The following is a 16,427-nucleotide window of genomic DNA, read 5'->3' as shown; positions in this document are numbered from 1 at the left end:
GCTCGCGCACTCGCTGTGGGAGCGGGCCTCAGACCCTAGTTTTTTCCTGCCTAGCTCCTCGGAAAAAGGTGGTTTCGCCTGCCCGAAGGTTCCACCCAGAATGGCCTGCATTGCACAGCACACAGGAACCATGCCATGACCTTCTCCATCATTGGTCGCTGCCAGGAAACCGGCCAGATCGGTATTGCCATCAGCTCGTCGAGCATCGCCGTAGGGGCCCGTTGCCCGTGGGTGCGTGCCGGCGTGGGCGCGGTCGCTACCCAGAACATCACCCTGCCGGCGCTGGGCCCGCAGATTCTCGACGCCATGGAGCAGGGCCAGTTGCCACCCGCCGCTGCGCTGGACCGGGTGTTGAGCGCCAATGGCTGGAGCGAGTACCGCCAGGTGACGGTGATCGACAGCACCGGCCAGGTGGCCTTGTTCACGGGGCGCGAGGCGCTTGGCACACACCATGCCGTGGCCGGCGAGCAATGCGCGGCGGCGGGCAATTTGCTGTCCTCCACCGTGGTGATCGAAGCGATGGTGCTGGCCTTCGAACAGGCCGGTGGGCACCTGGCCGACCGCCTGCTGGCGGCCATGCACGCGGCGATGGCTGCGGGCGGTGAGGCGGGGCCGGTACACTCGGCGGCGCTGAAAATTGCGGGCGAGCTGACCTGGCCACTGGTGGACCTGCGCGTCGACTGGGCCGACAACGACCCGATCGGAGCGCTCGATGGCCTGTGGCAAGCCTACCGCCCACAAATGCAAGACTACGTTACCCGCGCCCTCAACCCGACCTCTGCGCCAAGCTACGGGGTGCCGGGCGATGAGTGAGTTTGCCAGCCGCACGCTGCTGGCCAGGCTGGTCGGCTTTGCCACGGTCAGCCGTGACTCAAACCTGGCGCTGATCGGCTTCATTCGCGATTACCTGGCCGGGTTGGGCGTGGAATGCGAGCTGTTCCACAACCCGGAGAGAACCAAGGCTAACCTGTTTGCCACCATCGGGCCCAAGGATGTTGGCGGCGTGGTGCTGTCCGGGCATACCGACGTGGTGCCGGTAGACGGCCAGGCCTGGACGGCCGAACCGTTCGCCCTCAGCGAACACGATGGCCGCTTGTATGGCCGTGGCACAGCCGACATGAAAGGCTTCATCGCGTCAGTGCTGGCAGCGGTACCGGCCTTTCTCGCCCAGCCGCTACGCATGCCGGTGCACCTGGCATTTTCATATGACGAAGAGGTCGGCTGCCTGGGTGTACGCTCGATGCTCGCAGCGCTCGAACAGCGCCCGCACAAACCACGGCTGTGCCTGATCGGTGAGCCCACCGAACTCAAACCCGTGTTGGGGCACAAGGGCAAACTGGCGATGCGCTGCCAGGTGCATGGCGCTGCTTGCCATTCAGCGTATGCACCGTATGGCGTGAATGCCATCGAGTATGCCGCCAGGCTTATCGGCAAGCTGGGTGATATCGGCGACGCGCTGGCCTTGCCGCAGCATCACGACGAACGTTTCGACCCACCGTTCTCCACGGTGCAGACCGGGGTGATCAAAGGGGGCAGGGCGCTGAACATCGTGCCGGCCGAGTGCGAATTCGATTTCGAGGTGCGTGCCTTGCCGGGGTTCGAGGCACAGGCGGTGGCGGACCAACTGCAGGCCTATGCCGAGACCGAGTTGCTGCCGCGCATGCGCAAGGTCCACGCCGACAGCGCCATTCGCCTGCAGCCGCTGAGTGCCTATCCGGGGTTGGCTACACCGCAGAACAGCGAAGCTGCGCAGCTGGTGGCGCTGCTCAGTGGTTCGGACAAGTTCGGCACCGTGGCGTTTGGTACTGAAGGCGGGCTGTTCGACCAGGCGGGCATCCCCACCGTGGTGTGCGGGCCCGGGAGCATGGAGCAGGGGCACAAGCCGGATGAATTCGTCAGTGTCGAACAGCTGCAGGGCTGCGATGCCATGCTGCTCAGGCTGGTGGATCACCTCAGGCAGGCTTGACGGTTTAACTGCCGGGGCTCTGTGGGCGCGGATGCACCCGCGAATGGGCCGCAGTGCGGTCCCCGGCGACTCAGAAGGTTGCTTTTACCTGCAGGCCCACCACCAGCGCATTGTCGATGTCTTTGCCAGTGAACGCCCCTGGCTCGATGATGTACTGCACATCCGGGCGCAGGTTCAGCCATGGCGTGGCCTGGTAGCCGTAGCTCAGCTCGATCAACTGCTCGGCGCTGTCGATATCGGGGAACGGCTGGCCGGCGTTGAATGCAGCATCTTCCAGCACATCGCGGCTACGCGGGTTGGGTACGGCGCGGCCATAACCCAGTGCCACGGTATCTCTCGGGCGGCCTTCGAACGGCTTGTACAGCACCACCCCGGCGCCATACCACTTGGTAAACGGCGAAGCGGCCTTGCTCGACGCCGAATACTGGCCGAAGGCGTGCAGGCTGCGGCCTGGCGAGGCCTGATCGTTCCACAGCGCCTGGTCGACCAGCAGGTAGTGCCCGCCGCGCCCCGACACTTCGTCGTCGCTGCCGATGCGCTTCACGTCGGAGCTGTCGTAGTAGTACCCCAGCTTGTACTCGCCCGGCAGCTCGCCCTGCAGCTTGTACACCAGCTCCACCGGGACCACGGTGCCAGTGGTGTGCTTGGGCCCCAGGTGCCAGGCACGGCTGGAATTGCCGTTGCTCTCGGGGTCCACATTGAACGCTGCCACACGCAGTTGCCAGGCGGGCGACAGGTCGTACTTCACGCGCACGCCGAGGTGGGCGTTGGGGTAGTTGGTCCAGCCGCTGCCCCCCGACATGTTCAGCGGGTGGCCACAGAAGCCGGCGTTCATGAAATTGCACAGGATGCCGCTGTCCAGGCCGCCAACGTCGTTGCCCATGGCCATGTAGCCCAGCTTGACGTTGAGCGCAGGGGTGAACAGGGTGCGTTCGTAGCTCAGCTCGGTCAGGCGGGTGTACAGACCGCCGTAGTTTTCCTGGATCGGCAGGCGGTTGCCGACCAAGTCGTCCGACGCGCTGTTGCCGCGACGGTCGTTGATGGTCAGCTGGACTTTGCCGCCGTTGTCCAGGCCGTACAGCTTCGACAGGTCGAACTGCACGCCCAGCTTGACGTTCTGCGAGTAACGCGCCGAGCGGTGCAGGCCGCCATGCGCGTTGTAGGCGGTTTCACCGCTGTAGTCGCCGGTGATTTTCACCCCGTCCTGTTCCAGCTGGTGGCGCAGGCCGCCCCAGTCACCGGTGAGGGTGCTGCGGGTGAGGAGGTCGTCGTTGGCGAGTGCAGTGCTGCTGGCCAGCGCCAGCAGCAGGGTGGGGGTGAAGCGAATTACGGATGGCATTGCTGTGTCTCGGGTTGTCTGTTCGGGCCTCTTCGCGGGCGAACCCGCTGCCACAGGGGCTGCACCATTTGCCGGGGCAGTGATCCTCCTGTGGCGGCGGGTTCACCCGCGAACGGGGCGACGCTGTGTTACGGCAAGGCGTAAGCGATCACGTAGTCGCCACGGTCGGTCGACTGGCGCGCACCGCCCGCTGTCACGACCACGTACTGCTTGCCGGTTTTCGGCGAAACGTAGGTCATAGGGCCGCCCTGGCTGCCCACTGGCAGGCGCGCCTTCCAGATTTCGTCACCGTTGCCGCTGTTGTAGGCGCGCAGGTAGAAGTCCTGGGTGCCGGCAATGAACACCAGGCCGCCTTGGGTCGACAGGGTGCCGCCCAGGGTGGGCAGGCCGATCTTGATCGGCAGGTGCATGCGGATACCCAGCGGGCCGGTGTCTTCAACGGTGCCCACCGGTACCTGCCAGGCCACCTGACGGGTCTTCATGTCGATCGCGGTGAGGGTGCCGAACGGCGGCGCCTGGCATGGAATACCGGCTACCGACAGGAAGCGGTTCTTGTTCACCGCATACGGGGTGCCCTTGAGCGGTACTGCACCCATGCCGGTGTTCAGGGCTTCGCCGCCGGACGCTGCATTGCCTTTGTTCTGCGACGGAATCATCTGGATCCACAGGCCCAGGCGCATGTCGTTGACGAAGATGAAACCGTGCACCGGGTCGGTGGAAAGGCTGCCCCAGTTCATGCCGCCCAGCGAACCCGGGAAGCTCAGCGACAGGTCGGTGCCAGGCGCTGTGTACAAGCCGTCATAGCGCATCTTCTTGAAGTCGATGCGGCACAGCAGCTGGTCATACGGGGTAGCACCCCACATGTCCGACTCGGTCAGGGTCTGCGCGCCGATCTGCGGCATGCCCACCGACTTGGGCTGGGTTGGCGAGTACGGCTCGTTTGGAATGTTGCCTGGCTTGACCGGAACTTCGTCGACCTGGGTCAGCGGTTTGCCGGTGGCGCGGTCGAGCACATAGATCTGCCCGGCTTTGGTGCCGATCACTACCGCAGGTACGGTCTGGCCGTCGTCCTTGGTGAAGTCGATCAGGCTCGGCTGCATCGGCAGGTCGAAGTCCCAGAGGTCGTTGTGCACGGTCTGGTACACCCACTTCTGGTTGCCGGTGGTGGCGTCCAGGGCCAGCACCGAAGCGCCGTAGGTGTGGTCCAGCTTGCTGCGTTCAACACCGTAGATGTCGGTGGACGACGAGCCCATCGGCAGGAATACGGTGTTCATCGCCGGGTCGTAGGACATCGGTGCCCAGCTGTTCGGGGTGCTGCGCACGTAGGTGTTGTCGCCCTGCGGGGCCTGGCGGTCTTCCGGGTTGCCCGGGTCGAAGGCCCAGCGCATTTCCCCGGTGATCACGTCGAAGCCACGGATCACGCCGCCTGGCATGTCGGTCTGGACGTTGTCGGCAACGCGGCCGCCGACCACCACGGTGGTGCCGGCCATCAGCGGTGCCGAGGACAGCTGGTAGTAAGAGTCTGGCACATCGCCCAGGCCGGCCATCAGGTTGACCTGGCCGTTGTTGCCGAAGCCCTGGCAGAACTTGCCGGTGTCGGCATCGACGGCAATCAGGCGGCCATCGATGGTGTTGGTCAGCAGGCGACGCTGGCAGTTGGCGCCGGCCGGCACGCTACCGCCGGTGACCGGCGAGCTGTTGGGCTGGGTCGGCTGGGCGATGGCCGCAGTGGCATCGAAATAGGCCAGGCCACGGCAACGCTGCCAGACCTTGGACTGGGCATTGATGGCGTTCTTCCACAGCTCTTTGCCGGTGTCGGCATCCAGCGCGATCAGGTTGTTGTGCGGGGTGCAGATGAACACCTTGTTGCCGATCTGCAGGGGTGTCAGCTGGTCTTCGGCACCGTTGCCGTCGCTGATGGCGACGTCGCCGGTGTGGTAGGTCCAGGCCACCTTCAGCTTGTTCACGTTGTCACGGTTGATCTGGTCCAGCGCGGCGAAGCGGCTGCCACCTTCGGTATTACCGTAGTGGGCCCAGTCCTTCTGTTCCTTGCCGGCCTCGACCGCGGTCATGCCCGGGCCTTTGCCAGTAGGGGCCACGCTTGGGTGGGCGACGAACATGTTGCCGGCGGCAACCGCCAGCACCACGGCCATCACCGCGGCAACGCCGTAGGCACCGCGCCCGGCGCTGGCGCCATTGGCGCGGGCCAGCAGTGGGTACACCAGCGCTACCACCATGCCGATGACACCGAACATGAACAGGCGCGAGAACAGCGGCCAGAACACCAGGCCGGCGTCGACCAGCGCCCAGAGGGCAGTGCCAACCAGGAACAGCGCGTACAGCCAGGCGCCCGCTTTTTTACGGCGGGCAATGAGCACACCGGCGATGGCCATGGCCAGGCCGCCGATCAGGAAGTACCAGGAACCGCCCAGGCCGGCGAGTTTGACGCCGCCGGCAGCCAGGAGCAGGCCAAGCAGGGCGATGATCACGCCCAGGCCAATCAGGATGATTTTAGAGGCGCCAGAGGCGCGCGGTGTTTCGTTCATGCCAGGGATCTCAGCAGGTGGAATGCGCGCAGTTTAATCCCTTAGCTTGCTAATTAACAAGTTGGTACATAATTTTGTGAGGCTGATTGTCGCAGGGCTGAACTTAACGCGGTGTGTCTAAAATTCTAGATCGTGCCTGGAAAAATGCAGGAAAACACCGGGTATGGCGGGCAAGGTTTTTTTATCGCGGCTACGTTCATTTGTAGGCTTAACGCCGGTTGGGCGTGCGCCCGCCATGGCCCTGTTTGCTTGGCGCCATGCTTCTTGACCGGGCTGGCGGTTTATTAGACCTTTGCGAGTTTTCGAGGACGGCCTGACATGGACAAACTTTTGGCGATGAAAATGTTCGTGGCCACCGTCGATGCCCAGGGTTTTTCAGCGGCTGCACGCCGGCTGGGGGTGGCGACCTCATCGGTGACGCGCCTGGTCGATGCCCTTGAGTCGGCGCTGGGTGCCACCTTGCTCAATCGTTCGACGCGCCAGGTCAGTCTGACCGAGGAAGGCGCGCGCTACTACCAGCGCGCCCGAGGCATCTTCGAGGCGCTGGACGAGGCCGATGCCAGCATCTCGGACCGCGGTGAGGAACCGGTCGGTGTGCTGCGCCTGTGCTTGCCGGTGGAGTTCGGCAGGCGGGTCATCGCCCCGCACCTGGGGCCGTTTCTGGCGCGCCACCCGGCGCTGGAGCTGGACATCGACCTTAGCGACCGCATCGACGACCTGCTCGACGGGCGTTATGACCTGTCGATCCGCCTGGGTGACCCATCGCCCAGCGATGAAATGGTATGCCGCCCACTCGGCCGCTTCCAACGATGGCTGGACGCCAGCCCGGGCTACCTGGCCGAGCGCGGGCCGCTCCTGCATCCCCGGCAGCTGCTTGAACACCCCTGCCTGCGTTTTCGCTATGGGCAAAAAGCACGGCCCTGGCGGCTGACCTGTGGCCAGGAAAGCCTGGAGCTCGACGTAAGCGGGCCGCTGCGCAGTGCCAACGCCGACATGTTGCGCGAAACGGCGCTGGCAGGCAGCGGTATTGCATTGCTGGCCGACTGGCTGGTACGCGAAGATGTTGAAGGCGGTCGGCTGCAGCGCCTCTTCCCTGAATGGCAAGCCAACCCTGGCACCGCCAACGACTGTATCAACGCCCTGTACCTGCCCAACCACCGGGGTTCGCGACGGGTCAGCGCTTTCATCGGGTTTTGCGAAAATGTGCTGAATACTGGCCGCTAGCGTTGCGCTGTACGCAAAGGCGCGTTGCGTAGCTGCCCAATTCTCGGCGCCGCTGCCCGCAGGTAAGGTGGCCGTCATCCCCATACCTTGTCGAGGAACCTCGCATGAACCCTTCCGTCGCGTCAGCGCAACCGGCCACTGCCGGCCTGAGCCGGGCCCTGGTGGTACTCCTGGCGTTTTGCTGCGGCGCTATCGTCGCCAACATCTACTACGCCCAACCCATCGTGGGGCTGATCGCACCGGACCTGGGGCTGTCTACCGAACATGCCAGCCTGATCGTTTCCCTCACCCAGCTCGGCTATGCGTTGGGCCTGTTGTTGCTGGTACCGTTGGCCGACTTGCTGGAAAACCGTCGTCTGATGGTGGCCACCGCCGTTCTGGCCTGCATCAGCCTGCTGTTGGCAGGTACCAGTGGCAGTGGCCAGGGGCAGTTGTTCCTGGGTTACGCCCTGCTGATCGGCTTCAGTTCAGTGGCGGTGCAGATGCTGATTCCGCTGGCGGCGCACCTGGCACCCGAGCACCAGCGCGGTCGGGTAGTGGGCAACATCATGGGTGGGTTGCTGCTGGGCATCCTGCTGGCCCGGCCGTTGTCCAGCCTGGTGGCCGACCACTTCGGCTGGCGTGCGGTATTCATCGGCGCTGCCGGGGTGATGTTGGCGATCATCCTGCTGCTGGCGTCGACCCTGCCGCAGCGTCGGCCCGAGCACAAGGCCAGTTACGCAGGGCTGATGCTGTCGCTGCTCACCTTGCTGCGCCGTTACCCGCTGCTGCGCCAGCGCTCGCTCTACCAGGCCCTGATGTTCGCCGCATTCAGCCTTTACTGGACGGCGGTGCCGCTGGCCCTGGCTGCAGGGCATGGCCTGTCGCAAAGCCAGATTGCCTTGTTCGCGTTGGTCGGCGCAGTGGGTGCGGTTGCGGCACCCATTGCCGGCCGCCTGGCCGATGCCGGGCATGCCCGGGCGGGGTCGTTACTGGCGCTGTTACTGGCGCCGGCCGCCTTGCTGCTGGGTTTGACGGTGCCCGGCTACAGCGTGATCGGCCTGGGCCTGACGGGTGTGCTGCTGGATTTTGCGGTGCAGATGAACATGGTGATCGGCCAGCGTGAAGTGTATGCACTGGACCCGGCCAGCCGTGGGCGTTTGAATGCGGTGTACATGACCAGCATCTTCCTTGGCGGGGCAGTGGGTTCGGCAGTGGCCAGTGCGCTGTTCAGCCAGGTTGGTTGGCCAGGGGTGGCATTGGTGGGCGCCGCCTTGCCGGGGCTGGCGCTGCTGGTCTTCGTTTTCCAGGCACGCCAGGCTCGATAGGCGCTGCAACGCCAGTGGCAGTGGCCTGCCTGTGCCAGGGGCTAGCGGCTCAAGGGCAAGGCCACGCCAATCAGGGCGAACAAGCCCCCGCAGCAGCGATTGAAGCCTTTGCCTGCTTTGCTCAGCCAGGGCCGAACGCGGTACGCCAGCCGCGCCAGCAGGTATTCGACCAGAAACTCGACGCTGGCGAAGGTGGCCGCCATGACCACGAACTGCAACAGCAGCCCGCGCTGTGGGTCGATGAACTGTGGCAGGAACGCGCCGTAGAACAGCAGCACCTTGGGGTTGGCCATGGCCGACAGCAGCCCTTGGCGAAACAACCCTGCGTTGTTCAGCCCAGCGTTGCCCGCATTGAGTTCCAACTGCAGGCCTGGGCTGCGCCACAGCTGCACACCTAGCCAGACCAGATAGGCACCCCCTAGCCATTTCAGTACGCCAAGCACCGACGCCGAGGACTGCAGCAATGCACCAAGGCCGAACATCGCCAGGGCGATGAGCGCGCTGAAGCCGAATACGCCGCCGACAATGGTGAACAGGGTTCGCCGGGCCCCATACAGGGCGCCGTGGGTCAAGGCCAGCAGGCTGTTAGGGCCTGGGGTGAGCGACAAACCGATGCTCGCCAGCAGGTAGATGAGCCATGTGTCGAGGTTCATGCCGGGTAACGCCATGTGATGAACAGGGCGCCAGTCTAGGGCGCAATGGTGGCGCTGGCAGGGTAATATCCGGACATTCGATGGTACTTTCTGGACGTGAATACTGTGTATCCCGATATTCGCTTGCTGATCTTGCCGCTACCGGATTTTGCCTTGCTGCCGTTTGGCGCTTTCCTCGACAAGTTGCGCTTCAGCGCCGATGACGAGGACTACAGCCAGCAGCGTTATTGCAGCTGGACGGTGGCGGGGCTGGGTGGTGAACCGGTGCCTTCCAGCAGCGGTGCAGTGCTGCAGGTCGAGGCCGTGGCCGGCGACCTCGAGTTGGCCAGTTTCGACTACCTGGTGCTGTTCGGCGGGCGCAATGCCATGGCCACCGCCGCACTTGCACCGCGCTACCAGGCTTTGCTCAAGCGCGCCAGCAAGGCGGGCGTCAAATTGGTCGGGGTCGACAATGGTGTTTTCCTGCTGGCGGCGTGCGGCCTGTTGCGTGGGCACAAGGTGGTGGTGCACTGGCGCCACGAAGCCGAATTCCGGGCGGCGTTCCCGCATGTGCAGCTACTGCCTGAGCAACTGTACTGCATCGATGGCAACCGTATTACCTGCGCCGGTGGCACGGCGGCCATCGACCTGGCTGTCGCGCTGCTGTCACGTGCCTGCGGTCGCACGCGGGCACTCAAGGGCTTGGCCGACATGCTGGTGGATGAAACCCGCGACAGCCGCCATGCCTTGCGCTCGCTGGAGCCGGGCAGCGGGCCGGGGCGCCAGGTGCAGAAGGCGCAGGCACTGATGCGCCATCACCTGGGGGCGCCGCTGGCGGTGGAGCAACTGGCGGCAGCGTTGGGCATCAGCCGGCGCCAGCTGGACCGGCAGTTTCATGCCAGTCATGGCCTGAGTGCCAAGGCCTGGTGGCGCGAAATGCGCCTGCAGCAAGCACGCTGGCGCTTGCTCAACTCCACGCACAGCCTGGCGCAGATTGCCGATGAAGTCGGCCTGGGCGATGCCAGTTACCTGGGCAAATGCCTGCGGGCGCGGTTTGGCTGTACCGCGCTCGAGCTGCGAGCAGCTACACACCAGGGCTGAAGCGCGCCTGACAGGGTTGCAAGGGGGCTCGAATTCACTGTGGTGTGCCGAACAGTGCGGTCCAGTAGATGCCCGCATCGCTCTTTGGGTCCACTGCGTAGGCAGCCCCCAGGTCGCGGAACTCGGGGTTCATCAACGTGGCACAGTGCCCGGGGCTGTCCAGCCAGCCTTCGACCACCTTGTGCGCAGTGTCACGCCCAGCAGCAATGTTCTCGCCGATCTGCTGATACAGGTAGCCGGCCAGCTCCGCCCGGTCGCCGGGGGTGCGGCCATCCTTGTCGATGTGGTCGAAGAAATTCTGGTTGGCCATGGCCCGCGTGTGGTTGGCGGCAGCCCCCGCCAGCACCGTGTTCCAGCTTAACGGCGGGGCGGCAGCGAAGGGTTGCCCGCCACACTGCCGGGGCACCTTGCGGGCCGCGTTGATTTCCTCCACCACTTTCTGCCCTTCGGCTTGCCAGTCACCGAGGCGGCCACTGAGCAGTGGCCGGGCCAGCACGATACGCCAATCGCGGCCTTCCTGGCTGACGCCAATGTCGACGAACTGCGGGTCCAGCACCACCTGGCAGAAACTTTCCTCGATGGCATGCATGGCCGCAGGCGCATCGCGCGGCCCCGACAGGCTGATGGCCTGCACATTGACCATAGGGTAGGCCGCCCGGGTCATGGCCTGCTGCAGATCGCGGGTGCCCTCCGGCGACAGCGCCAGGCGGGTATCGCTGTTCAGCGGTGGCAGTTCCAGCGATGCCTCGCCACCGCAAGGTTGGGCCTGGCTGCGGTAGGCATTGATCGACGCGATCAGTTGCGCTTCTTCGCCGGTAACGGCCAATGCCCCGGTCGAAATCAACAGGCCAAGCGACAAGGCGGCAACGGATGACAGCACGCGCATGTGTATCTCCCTATGACTGGCAGCGGCGTGGTAGGCGCTGCTCATCCTACACAAGCTCGGGGCTTTTGGCCCAGGCGGGTGCAAGGCAAATAAAACGCCGGCAATTAGTGCCGGCGGTACACGAAGGGAGGTAGACCATTGCCCGCCGCAAAAGTGCGAAGCTTGGGCAAACAAATCTAAAAGCCGGCGACCAGTCGGGTGACAGGGCAGTGTGCGCTAACACGTGCCTTGTCAGCGGGCCAAAGCCTGGTTGGGTTTGTAGAACAAAAAGTGCGTGGTCTTGGCCGTTCGGCGATAAGTCTTGGCCCAGGCTGGATGCACACTGCGGTCATGGAAGTAGAGCGCGCCGCCAGTGGAATCCTGCAACTGCTGGTTGAGGGCTTTGCGCGCAATTTCCTTGGCAACGTCGTAGCGCTGCGGCTCCTCGACCTGGTCGGGGCGCCCGTCGCACCACCAGGAAAACTGGCAGGCTCTGCTTTCAACGCCCTGCTTGACCACACCACAGATGGTATCCGGGAAGCCATCCTGGCCCAGGCGGTTCAGCACCACGCTGGCCACGGCGGCCATGTCTGAGGCATCGGCGCCCTTGGCTTCCCAGTAAAGGGTGCGCGCCAGGCAGGTAAGGCTGTCATCCAGCGGTGCCTTGCCAGCCGGGTCCACGGCCTGCGCTTCGCTCGGGGTCAACTTTTCGGCGGGCTTGGGCGGGGGCGCTGCCTCGACCACTTTTTCTTCAAGGGCCTCGGCCTTGCCCTCGGCCACGGCGGCTTTGGCGGGGTCGGCAGCGTGCAAGGGGGCGGCAAGCAGGGCGGTGGTCAGGCCGATCAGCATCCACGAAAAGCGCATGGTCTAACTCCCAATGGTGGGCTGATGCCAGTCTAGCCAAGCGTAAGCATTAATACCAAAGGCAGGGTGGCGGCGGCGGCCACGGTTTGCAGGGCGATGATGGTGGCCATCAACGGTGCATTGCCGCCCATTTGCCGCGCCATTACGTAGGAGGACGAGGCTGTCGGCAGTGCCTGGAACAGCACCGCCACCACTGCGGCCTGGCCGCCCAGGCCCAGCAGCCGGCACAGGCCCCAGGTGGTCACGGGCATGACCAGGAACTTGAACGCCGAAGCCGCCAGTAATGGCCGCGCCTGCTGGCCGAGGCGGGCGCCGCCCAGCGCTGCACCCACGCACAGCAGCCCCAGCGGCAGGGCAGCCTGGCCCAGGGCCTTGACCGTGGGCTCGATGCCCGGCGGCAGGCCCAGCCCGGTCAAACGCAGCAGCAGGCCACCCGCGCAGCCGACAATCAGCGGGTTGGCGAAGATTGCCTTCAGCACGGTTGCTGGCGAACTGTGGCGGGCGCTGAAGCGGGCGAACACCAGCACGCAGAGCAGGTTGACCAGAGGCACGATGGCCGCGTTGGCAACCGCGGCCAGGGCTATGCCGGCGCTGCCGTAGAGGCCGGCAGCCAGGGTGGCACCAATGTAGTTGTTGAAGCGGATACCGCCCTGGAACACCGAGGTGAAATCGGCACCCTCGTGGTCTGCCATGCCTTGGTAGAGCACCAGCATCACCGCGCCCGCCAAGGTGGAAAGCATCAGCGCGCCGACCATGCCCAGCACCGGCACACCCGCCAGGTTGGCGGTGGCCAGGCCATGCAGGAACAGCGCTGGCAGCAGTACGTAGTAGCTCAGGCGTTCAGCGCCAGGCCAGAAGGTTTCGGCCAGAAACCCCCGCAGGCGCAGGAAAGTACCCAGGGCAATCAGCAGAATGATCGGGAGCAGGGTGGTCAGCAGCAACTGCAGCATGTCAACGTTCCGTGGTCGGGTACCGGCAAAGACTACGGCTACGCAACGATTTGTGAAACGGTATTGACTGCACTCGCTGCTGAAAACGACAGCCCGGCTGACCACCAAGCCTGCCGGGTGAAGGTCAGGCCACGTCCACCAGCACGATCTCGCTGTCTTCGATGGCGGTCACGCGCAGAAGCTGCTCCTGCGCGATGGCCACACCATCACGCGCCTCGACCCGCAGGCCGTTGACTTCCACCCGGCCCTTGGCGGGTACCAGGTAGCCCCGGCGATCGGCGTCGAAACGGTATTCGGCGGTCTCACCCGCTTTCAGGGTGGCAGCCACCAGGCGTGCATCGGTGCGGATCTGCAGGCTGTCTTCATCGCCGGCGCGGCCGCTGGCCAGGGTCACGAAGCCTTCGCCACGTTCACCTTTGGGGAATGGTCGGCTACCCCATTGCGGTGCTTCACCGGTGCGTTCCGGCACGATCCAGATCTGGAAGATACGGGTATCGACGTCTTCCAGGTTGTACTCGCTGTGCACGATGCCGGTACCGGCACTCATCACCTGGACGTCACCGGCCTCGGTCCGGCCTTTATTGCCAAGGCTGTCCTGGTGGGTGATCGCGCCTTCGCGCACATAAGTGATGATTTCCATGTCACGGTGTGGGTGCGGAGGGAAGCCGCTGCCGGCCGCGATCAGGTCATCGTTCCAGACCCGCAGGTTGCCCCAGTGCATGCGCGCTGGGTCGTAGTACTCGGCAAAGGAAAAATGGTGGTGGGCGTCGAGCCAGCCGTGGTTGGCATGGCCGAGGCTATCGAACGAACGAAGTTGCAGCATGGTCGTGCTCCTTGAATCAGTGGATGAGGCCATGATGCGCCAAAGAAGCATCGAAAATAAGCGTAAATATCGGCTCAAAACAATCGAATTAGTGGTTCTATAACCTGCAGGCACTTATCCGCTTCATCGCCTAATCCCCTGATCTGCAAGCATTCGCTGGCCATTTTGAGTCGATGCGGCGAACATGCCCATTGTTTCTGTTCAGCAAGGAGTGACCGTGGCCCAAGAGCTACCCCATGCCCCCGCCGACCTTACCCCGCCCGCCCAGTTGCCCTGGTTTCGCCGTGTGGCGGCGCGCCTGCTGGGGCGCTGCCTGACCGGCTTGCAGGCGCAGCACAGGGACTCATGGTTCCAGGGCCATGCCAGCGGGCAACGCAGGGGCCATGCCGAGGGTGTGCGCGATGGTTTCGAGCGTGGCCGGGAAGCCGGCTACGAGGCCGGGCGCCAGGTACTGGTGATCCGCGACAGCCGCCCCGAGGATGCTGCCGTGCCTGGCTGCGACGACAACCTCTTCGACGACTGGCGCCTGCCGCTGACGGCCGAACTGAAAAAACGCTTCAAGGCCGATGTGGCCCAGCGCCTGCCCGCCGAAGCGCAACCCAGCGCTGCGCAATGGAAGCTGATTTTCAGCGACACGCCGTCTACCTGCGTGGTGGCCGGCGCGGGCGCGGGCAAATCGACGTCGCTGGTACTGCGCATCCTGCTGTTGCGCCATTACCTGGGCTACGAACTGGACGCGATGACCGTGGTCACCTTTACCCGCGAGTCGCGCAAAGACTTCATCAAGCGCCTGCTGCAGGTGTTCGCCCTATGGCAGATCAACCTGCAACCGGCGCAGGCGCGCGAGCTGGTGCGGACCTTCCATTCACGCATTCTTCCGCTGGTGCGCAGCCTGCCGGGTTTTGACCAGCTGCGTGCTTTCGAAACGCTGGGCAGCGACATGCCAGCCGGGCGCGAAGCCGAGGCCGACAGCAACCCGTTCGACCTGCGCTTGAATGACGCCCAACGCCAGCAACTGAACCAGTGCTACAGCCGCGTGCTGCATGAAAGCCCACGCTTTGCCGAGCTGGTCGGCTTGCTGCGAAGCGAAGCCTTGCAGCTCAAACCCCTGGACCCGAACAACCCCGAGGTGCAAAAACGCGCCCAGGTTACGCAATTGGCTGCGCAGCGCGACGAAGAGCTGTGCGATGTGATCGAGGACCTCTGGTTCGCTGCCGGCGCCTGGCCGATCACAGGTATCGAACCGTGCCGCGATACCGTCGAGATCCGTGGCAGCCGGTTTCATGTGCATGGGCGCCTGGCGGGGGGCGGGCCGTTGGTGGTGCTCGGCTTCGACCCGACGGAAAGCGCGCAGTACCAGCGCCCTGGCGCCAAGCTGGCGGTACGCGGTGAGTGGGCGGTCAAACGCACTTTGTTGCAGGCGTTCTGCGACCGGCCGCTGATCTGGCTCGACAACTACGCCATGGCTCGGCGCCTGGCAGCGTCGCTGGCCGGTGATGCCGTGGCGGGCCCTGGCTTCGAGTACAAGGTCAAGGGCGAGCTGGCGGCGGCGCCACTGCTGGATGCGTTCGTGGGGGCTGCCAATTTCATCGAGAACCTTGGCCTTGAGGTGAACACGGCCGTGGCGTCGATGAGTTTCCCCAGCGGTGACAGCGACGCCCTGTTCTTCGAGGCCCTGGCCTTGTACTGGAAAGCCCTGGAAGCGCACCTGCTGGGCCTGTCGCCACCGGTGATGAGCTACAACCGCATGTTCGCCCTGTTCGGCGAAAACAACCCGGAAAACCTGCGCCTGCTACCCGACCCGCTGTTGCGGCCATTGGCGCACCTGATGATCGACGAGTTCCAGGACGTGTCGCCACAGATCGTCAGCTGGCTGCGTGCGAGTTTGCGCGAAATACGCCGACGCGGCCCGGCCATGCACACCGGGCGGCATGCCCAGCATTCGTCACTGCTGTGCGTGGGCGACGACTGGCAGTCGATCTATGGCTGGCGCGGCAGTTCACCCAAGTACTTCATGGAATTCACCAAGGCCTTTGCTGCACCGGCAAACACCCGCGTGATGCTGGTCGATAACTACCGTTGCCAGCAACAGGTGATCGATGCCGCCGAGCACCTGGTCAAGGGCACCCCGGCAATTGCCGGCAAGAAGGCCCGCGCCAGCGGCCCCGCCGCGCAATTGCCGGGCTCGCCGGTCAAGGTCTTCGACCGGGATGAGGCAGCCTTGGGCCAGACACTGATGGAGCACTACCAGCGCGGCGAGACGGTGATGATGCTGTACCGCAAGGGCAGCGACCGGGTACTGATGAGCGAGCACCTGCAAAGCGTGGTGCAAGCCGAGGCCGCGCTGCCGGCCGAGCAACGCCGGCTGCGCCAGCTGACCTACCACAGTGCCAAGGGGCTGCAGGCCGACGCGGTGTTCATGCTCGGCGACTGCCAGTACCTGACCAGCTCCCCCTACAAGAACCAGGTCTACCGCCAGGCCGGGTTGGGCAAGGCCGCAGACGCCCAGCCGTTCGATACCGCGCAGAAGGAAGAAGTGCAGCGCCTGGCCTACGTGGCAGTGACCCGAGCCGTGCAGCACTGCTATTGGCACGTCGAGGCCGCCAGCGGCGAAGCGGCGGTGGCGCCAAGGGCGTCTGCACGGGTCGATGGTCGGCAGGCATTCTTCGAGGACCTGCGCGGGCAGTGAAGGGTGCTGTGGCCGGCGAGCAAGGGGCGCCGTTCAGCTGAGGGGTGTCGGTCTGGCCTATGCAAGTGTCGGCCCGGCACCAACGCGGCTGCCGGCATCGCGCCAAGGTAGGGGTGTCGCG

Annotated in this window: 13 protein-coding genes; 6 read left to right on the top strand and 7 right to left on the bottom strand. The window is 64.8% G+C overall.

Annotated features, from left to right (window positions below; translation table 11 throughout):
• Positions 1–135: 135 nt before the first annotated feature.
• Positions 136–813: a DUF1028 domain-containing protein gene (locus tag L1P09_RS14460; protein ID WP_054905559.1), complete on the top strand. Its 678-nt coding sequence runs from the start codon at positions 136–138 to the stop codon at positions 811–813.
• Entirely contained in the window at positions 806–1,966 is a 1,161-nt protein-coding gene (gene argE / locus L1P09_RS14455; protein ID WP_054905560.1) for an acetylornithine deacetylase, read from the top strand. Before L1P09_RS14460 ends, argE begins: the two co-directional genes overlap by 8 nt.
• Positions 1,967–2,036: 70 nt before the next feature.
• Here the strand turns inward: argE and L1P09_RS14450 are convergent, their stop codons facing one another.
• Together L1P09_RS14450 and L1P09_RS14445 are read right to left on the bottom strand one after the other, a co-directional pair.
• Complete coding sequence (locus tag L1P09_RS14450; RefSeq protein WP_009686532.1) at positions 2,037–3,305, bottom strand: carbohydrate porin; 1,269 nt, start codon at positions 3,303–3,305, stop codon at positions 2,037–2,039.
• Between the two features lie 128 nt (positions 3,306–3,433).
• Positions 3,434–5,851, bottom strand: coding sequence for a glucose/quinate/shikimate family membrane-bound PQQ-dependent dehydrogenase (locus tag L1P09_RS14445; protein ID WP_054905561.1), 2,418 nt, complete (start codon positions 5,849–5,851; stop codon positions 3,434–3,436).
• 318 nt (positions 5,852–6,169) lie between these two features.
• Here L1P09_RS14445 and L1P09_RS14440 point away from each other — a divergent pair, with 318 nt between their 5' ends.
• Together L1P09_RS14440 and L1P09_RS14435 are read left to right on the top strand one after the other, a co-directional pair.
• Positions 6,170–7,075: a LysR family transcriptional regulator gene (locus tag L1P09_RS14440; RefSeq protein WP_235767778.1), complete on the top strand. Its 906-nt coding sequence runs from the start codon at positions 6,170–6,172 to the stop codon at positions 7,073–7,075.
• A 104-nt stretch (positions 7,076–7,179) separates the two neighbouring features.
• Positions 7,180–8,382 (top strand): MFS transporter, encoded by a 1,203-nt coding sequence (locus L1P09_RS14435; protein ID WP_054905563.1) that lies wholly within the window; start codon positions 7,180–7,182, stop codon positions 8,380–8,382.
• A gap of 41 nt (positions 8,383–8,423) precedes the next feature.
• Here L1P09_RS14435 and L1P09_RS14430 read toward each other — a convergent pair whose 3' ends face one another.
• The gene (locus tag L1P09_RS14430) at positions 8,424–9,035 is read right to left on the bottom strand and encodes a LysE family translocator (protein ID WP_054905564.1); all 612 of its coding nucleotides are present in this window, start codon (positions 9,033–9,035) and stop codon (positions 8,424–8,426) included.
• A gap of 105 nt (positions 9,036–9,140) precedes the next feature.
• Here L1P09_RS14430 and L1P09_RS14425 point away from each other — a divergent pair, with 105 nt between their 5' ends.
• Positions 9,141–10,115, top strand: coding sequence for a GlxA family transcriptional regulator (locus L1P09_RS14425; protein ID WP_029887073.1), 975 nt, complete (start codon positions 9,141–9,143; stop codon positions 10,113–10,115).
• A 34-nt stretch (positions 10,116–10,149) separates the two neighbouring features.
• Here L1P09_RS14425 and L1P09_RS14420 read toward each other — a convergent pair whose 3' ends face one another.
• The 4 genes from L1P09_RS14420 to L1P09_RS14405 form a co-directional block, all read right to left on the bottom strand.
• Complete coding sequence (locus L1P09_RS14420) at positions 10,150–11,001, bottom strand: CAP domain-containing protein (RefSeq protein ID WP_235767777.1); 852 nt, start codon at positions 10,999–11,001, stop codon at positions 10,150–10,152.
• A 231-nt stretch (positions 11,002–11,232) separates the two neighbouring features.
• Entirely contained in the window at positions 11,233–11,844 is a 612-nt protein-coding gene (locus L1P09_RS14415) for a cell wall hydrolase (protein WP_235767776.1), read from the bottom strand.
• A gap of 32 nt (positions 11,845–11,876) precedes the next feature.
• Positions 11,877–12,794, bottom strand: coding sequence for an AEC family transporter (locus L1P09_RS14410; protein ID WP_235767775.1), 918 nt, complete (start codon positions 12,792–12,794; stop codon positions 11,877–11,879).
• A gap of 124 nt (positions 12,795–12,918) precedes the next feature.
• On the bottom strand, positions 12,919–13,617 hold the full coding sequence (locus L1P09_RS14405; protein ID WP_235767774.1) for a pirin family protein: 699 nt from the start codon (positions 13,615–13,617) through the stop codon (positions 12,919–12,921).
• 184 nt (positions 13,618–13,801) lie between these two features.
• Here L1P09_RS14405 and L1P09_RS14400 point away from each other — a divergent pair, with 184 nt between their 5' ends.
• Positions 13,802–16,306 (top strand): UvrD-helicase domain-containing protein, encoded by a 2,505-nt coding sequence (locus L1P09_RS14400; protein WP_054903944.1) that lies wholly within the window; start codon positions 13,802–13,804, stop codon positions 16,304–16,306.
• Positions 16,307–16,427: the final 121 nt, after the last annotated feature.

The organism is Pseudomonas juntendi (genome assembly GCF_021560075.1).
Taxonomy (GTDB): Bacteria; Pseudomonadota; Gammaproteobacteria; order Pseudomonadales; family Pseudomonadaceae; genus Aquipseudomonas; species Aquipseudomonas juntendi.
This window is presented reverse-complemented; position numbering and strand designations above follow the sequence as displayed.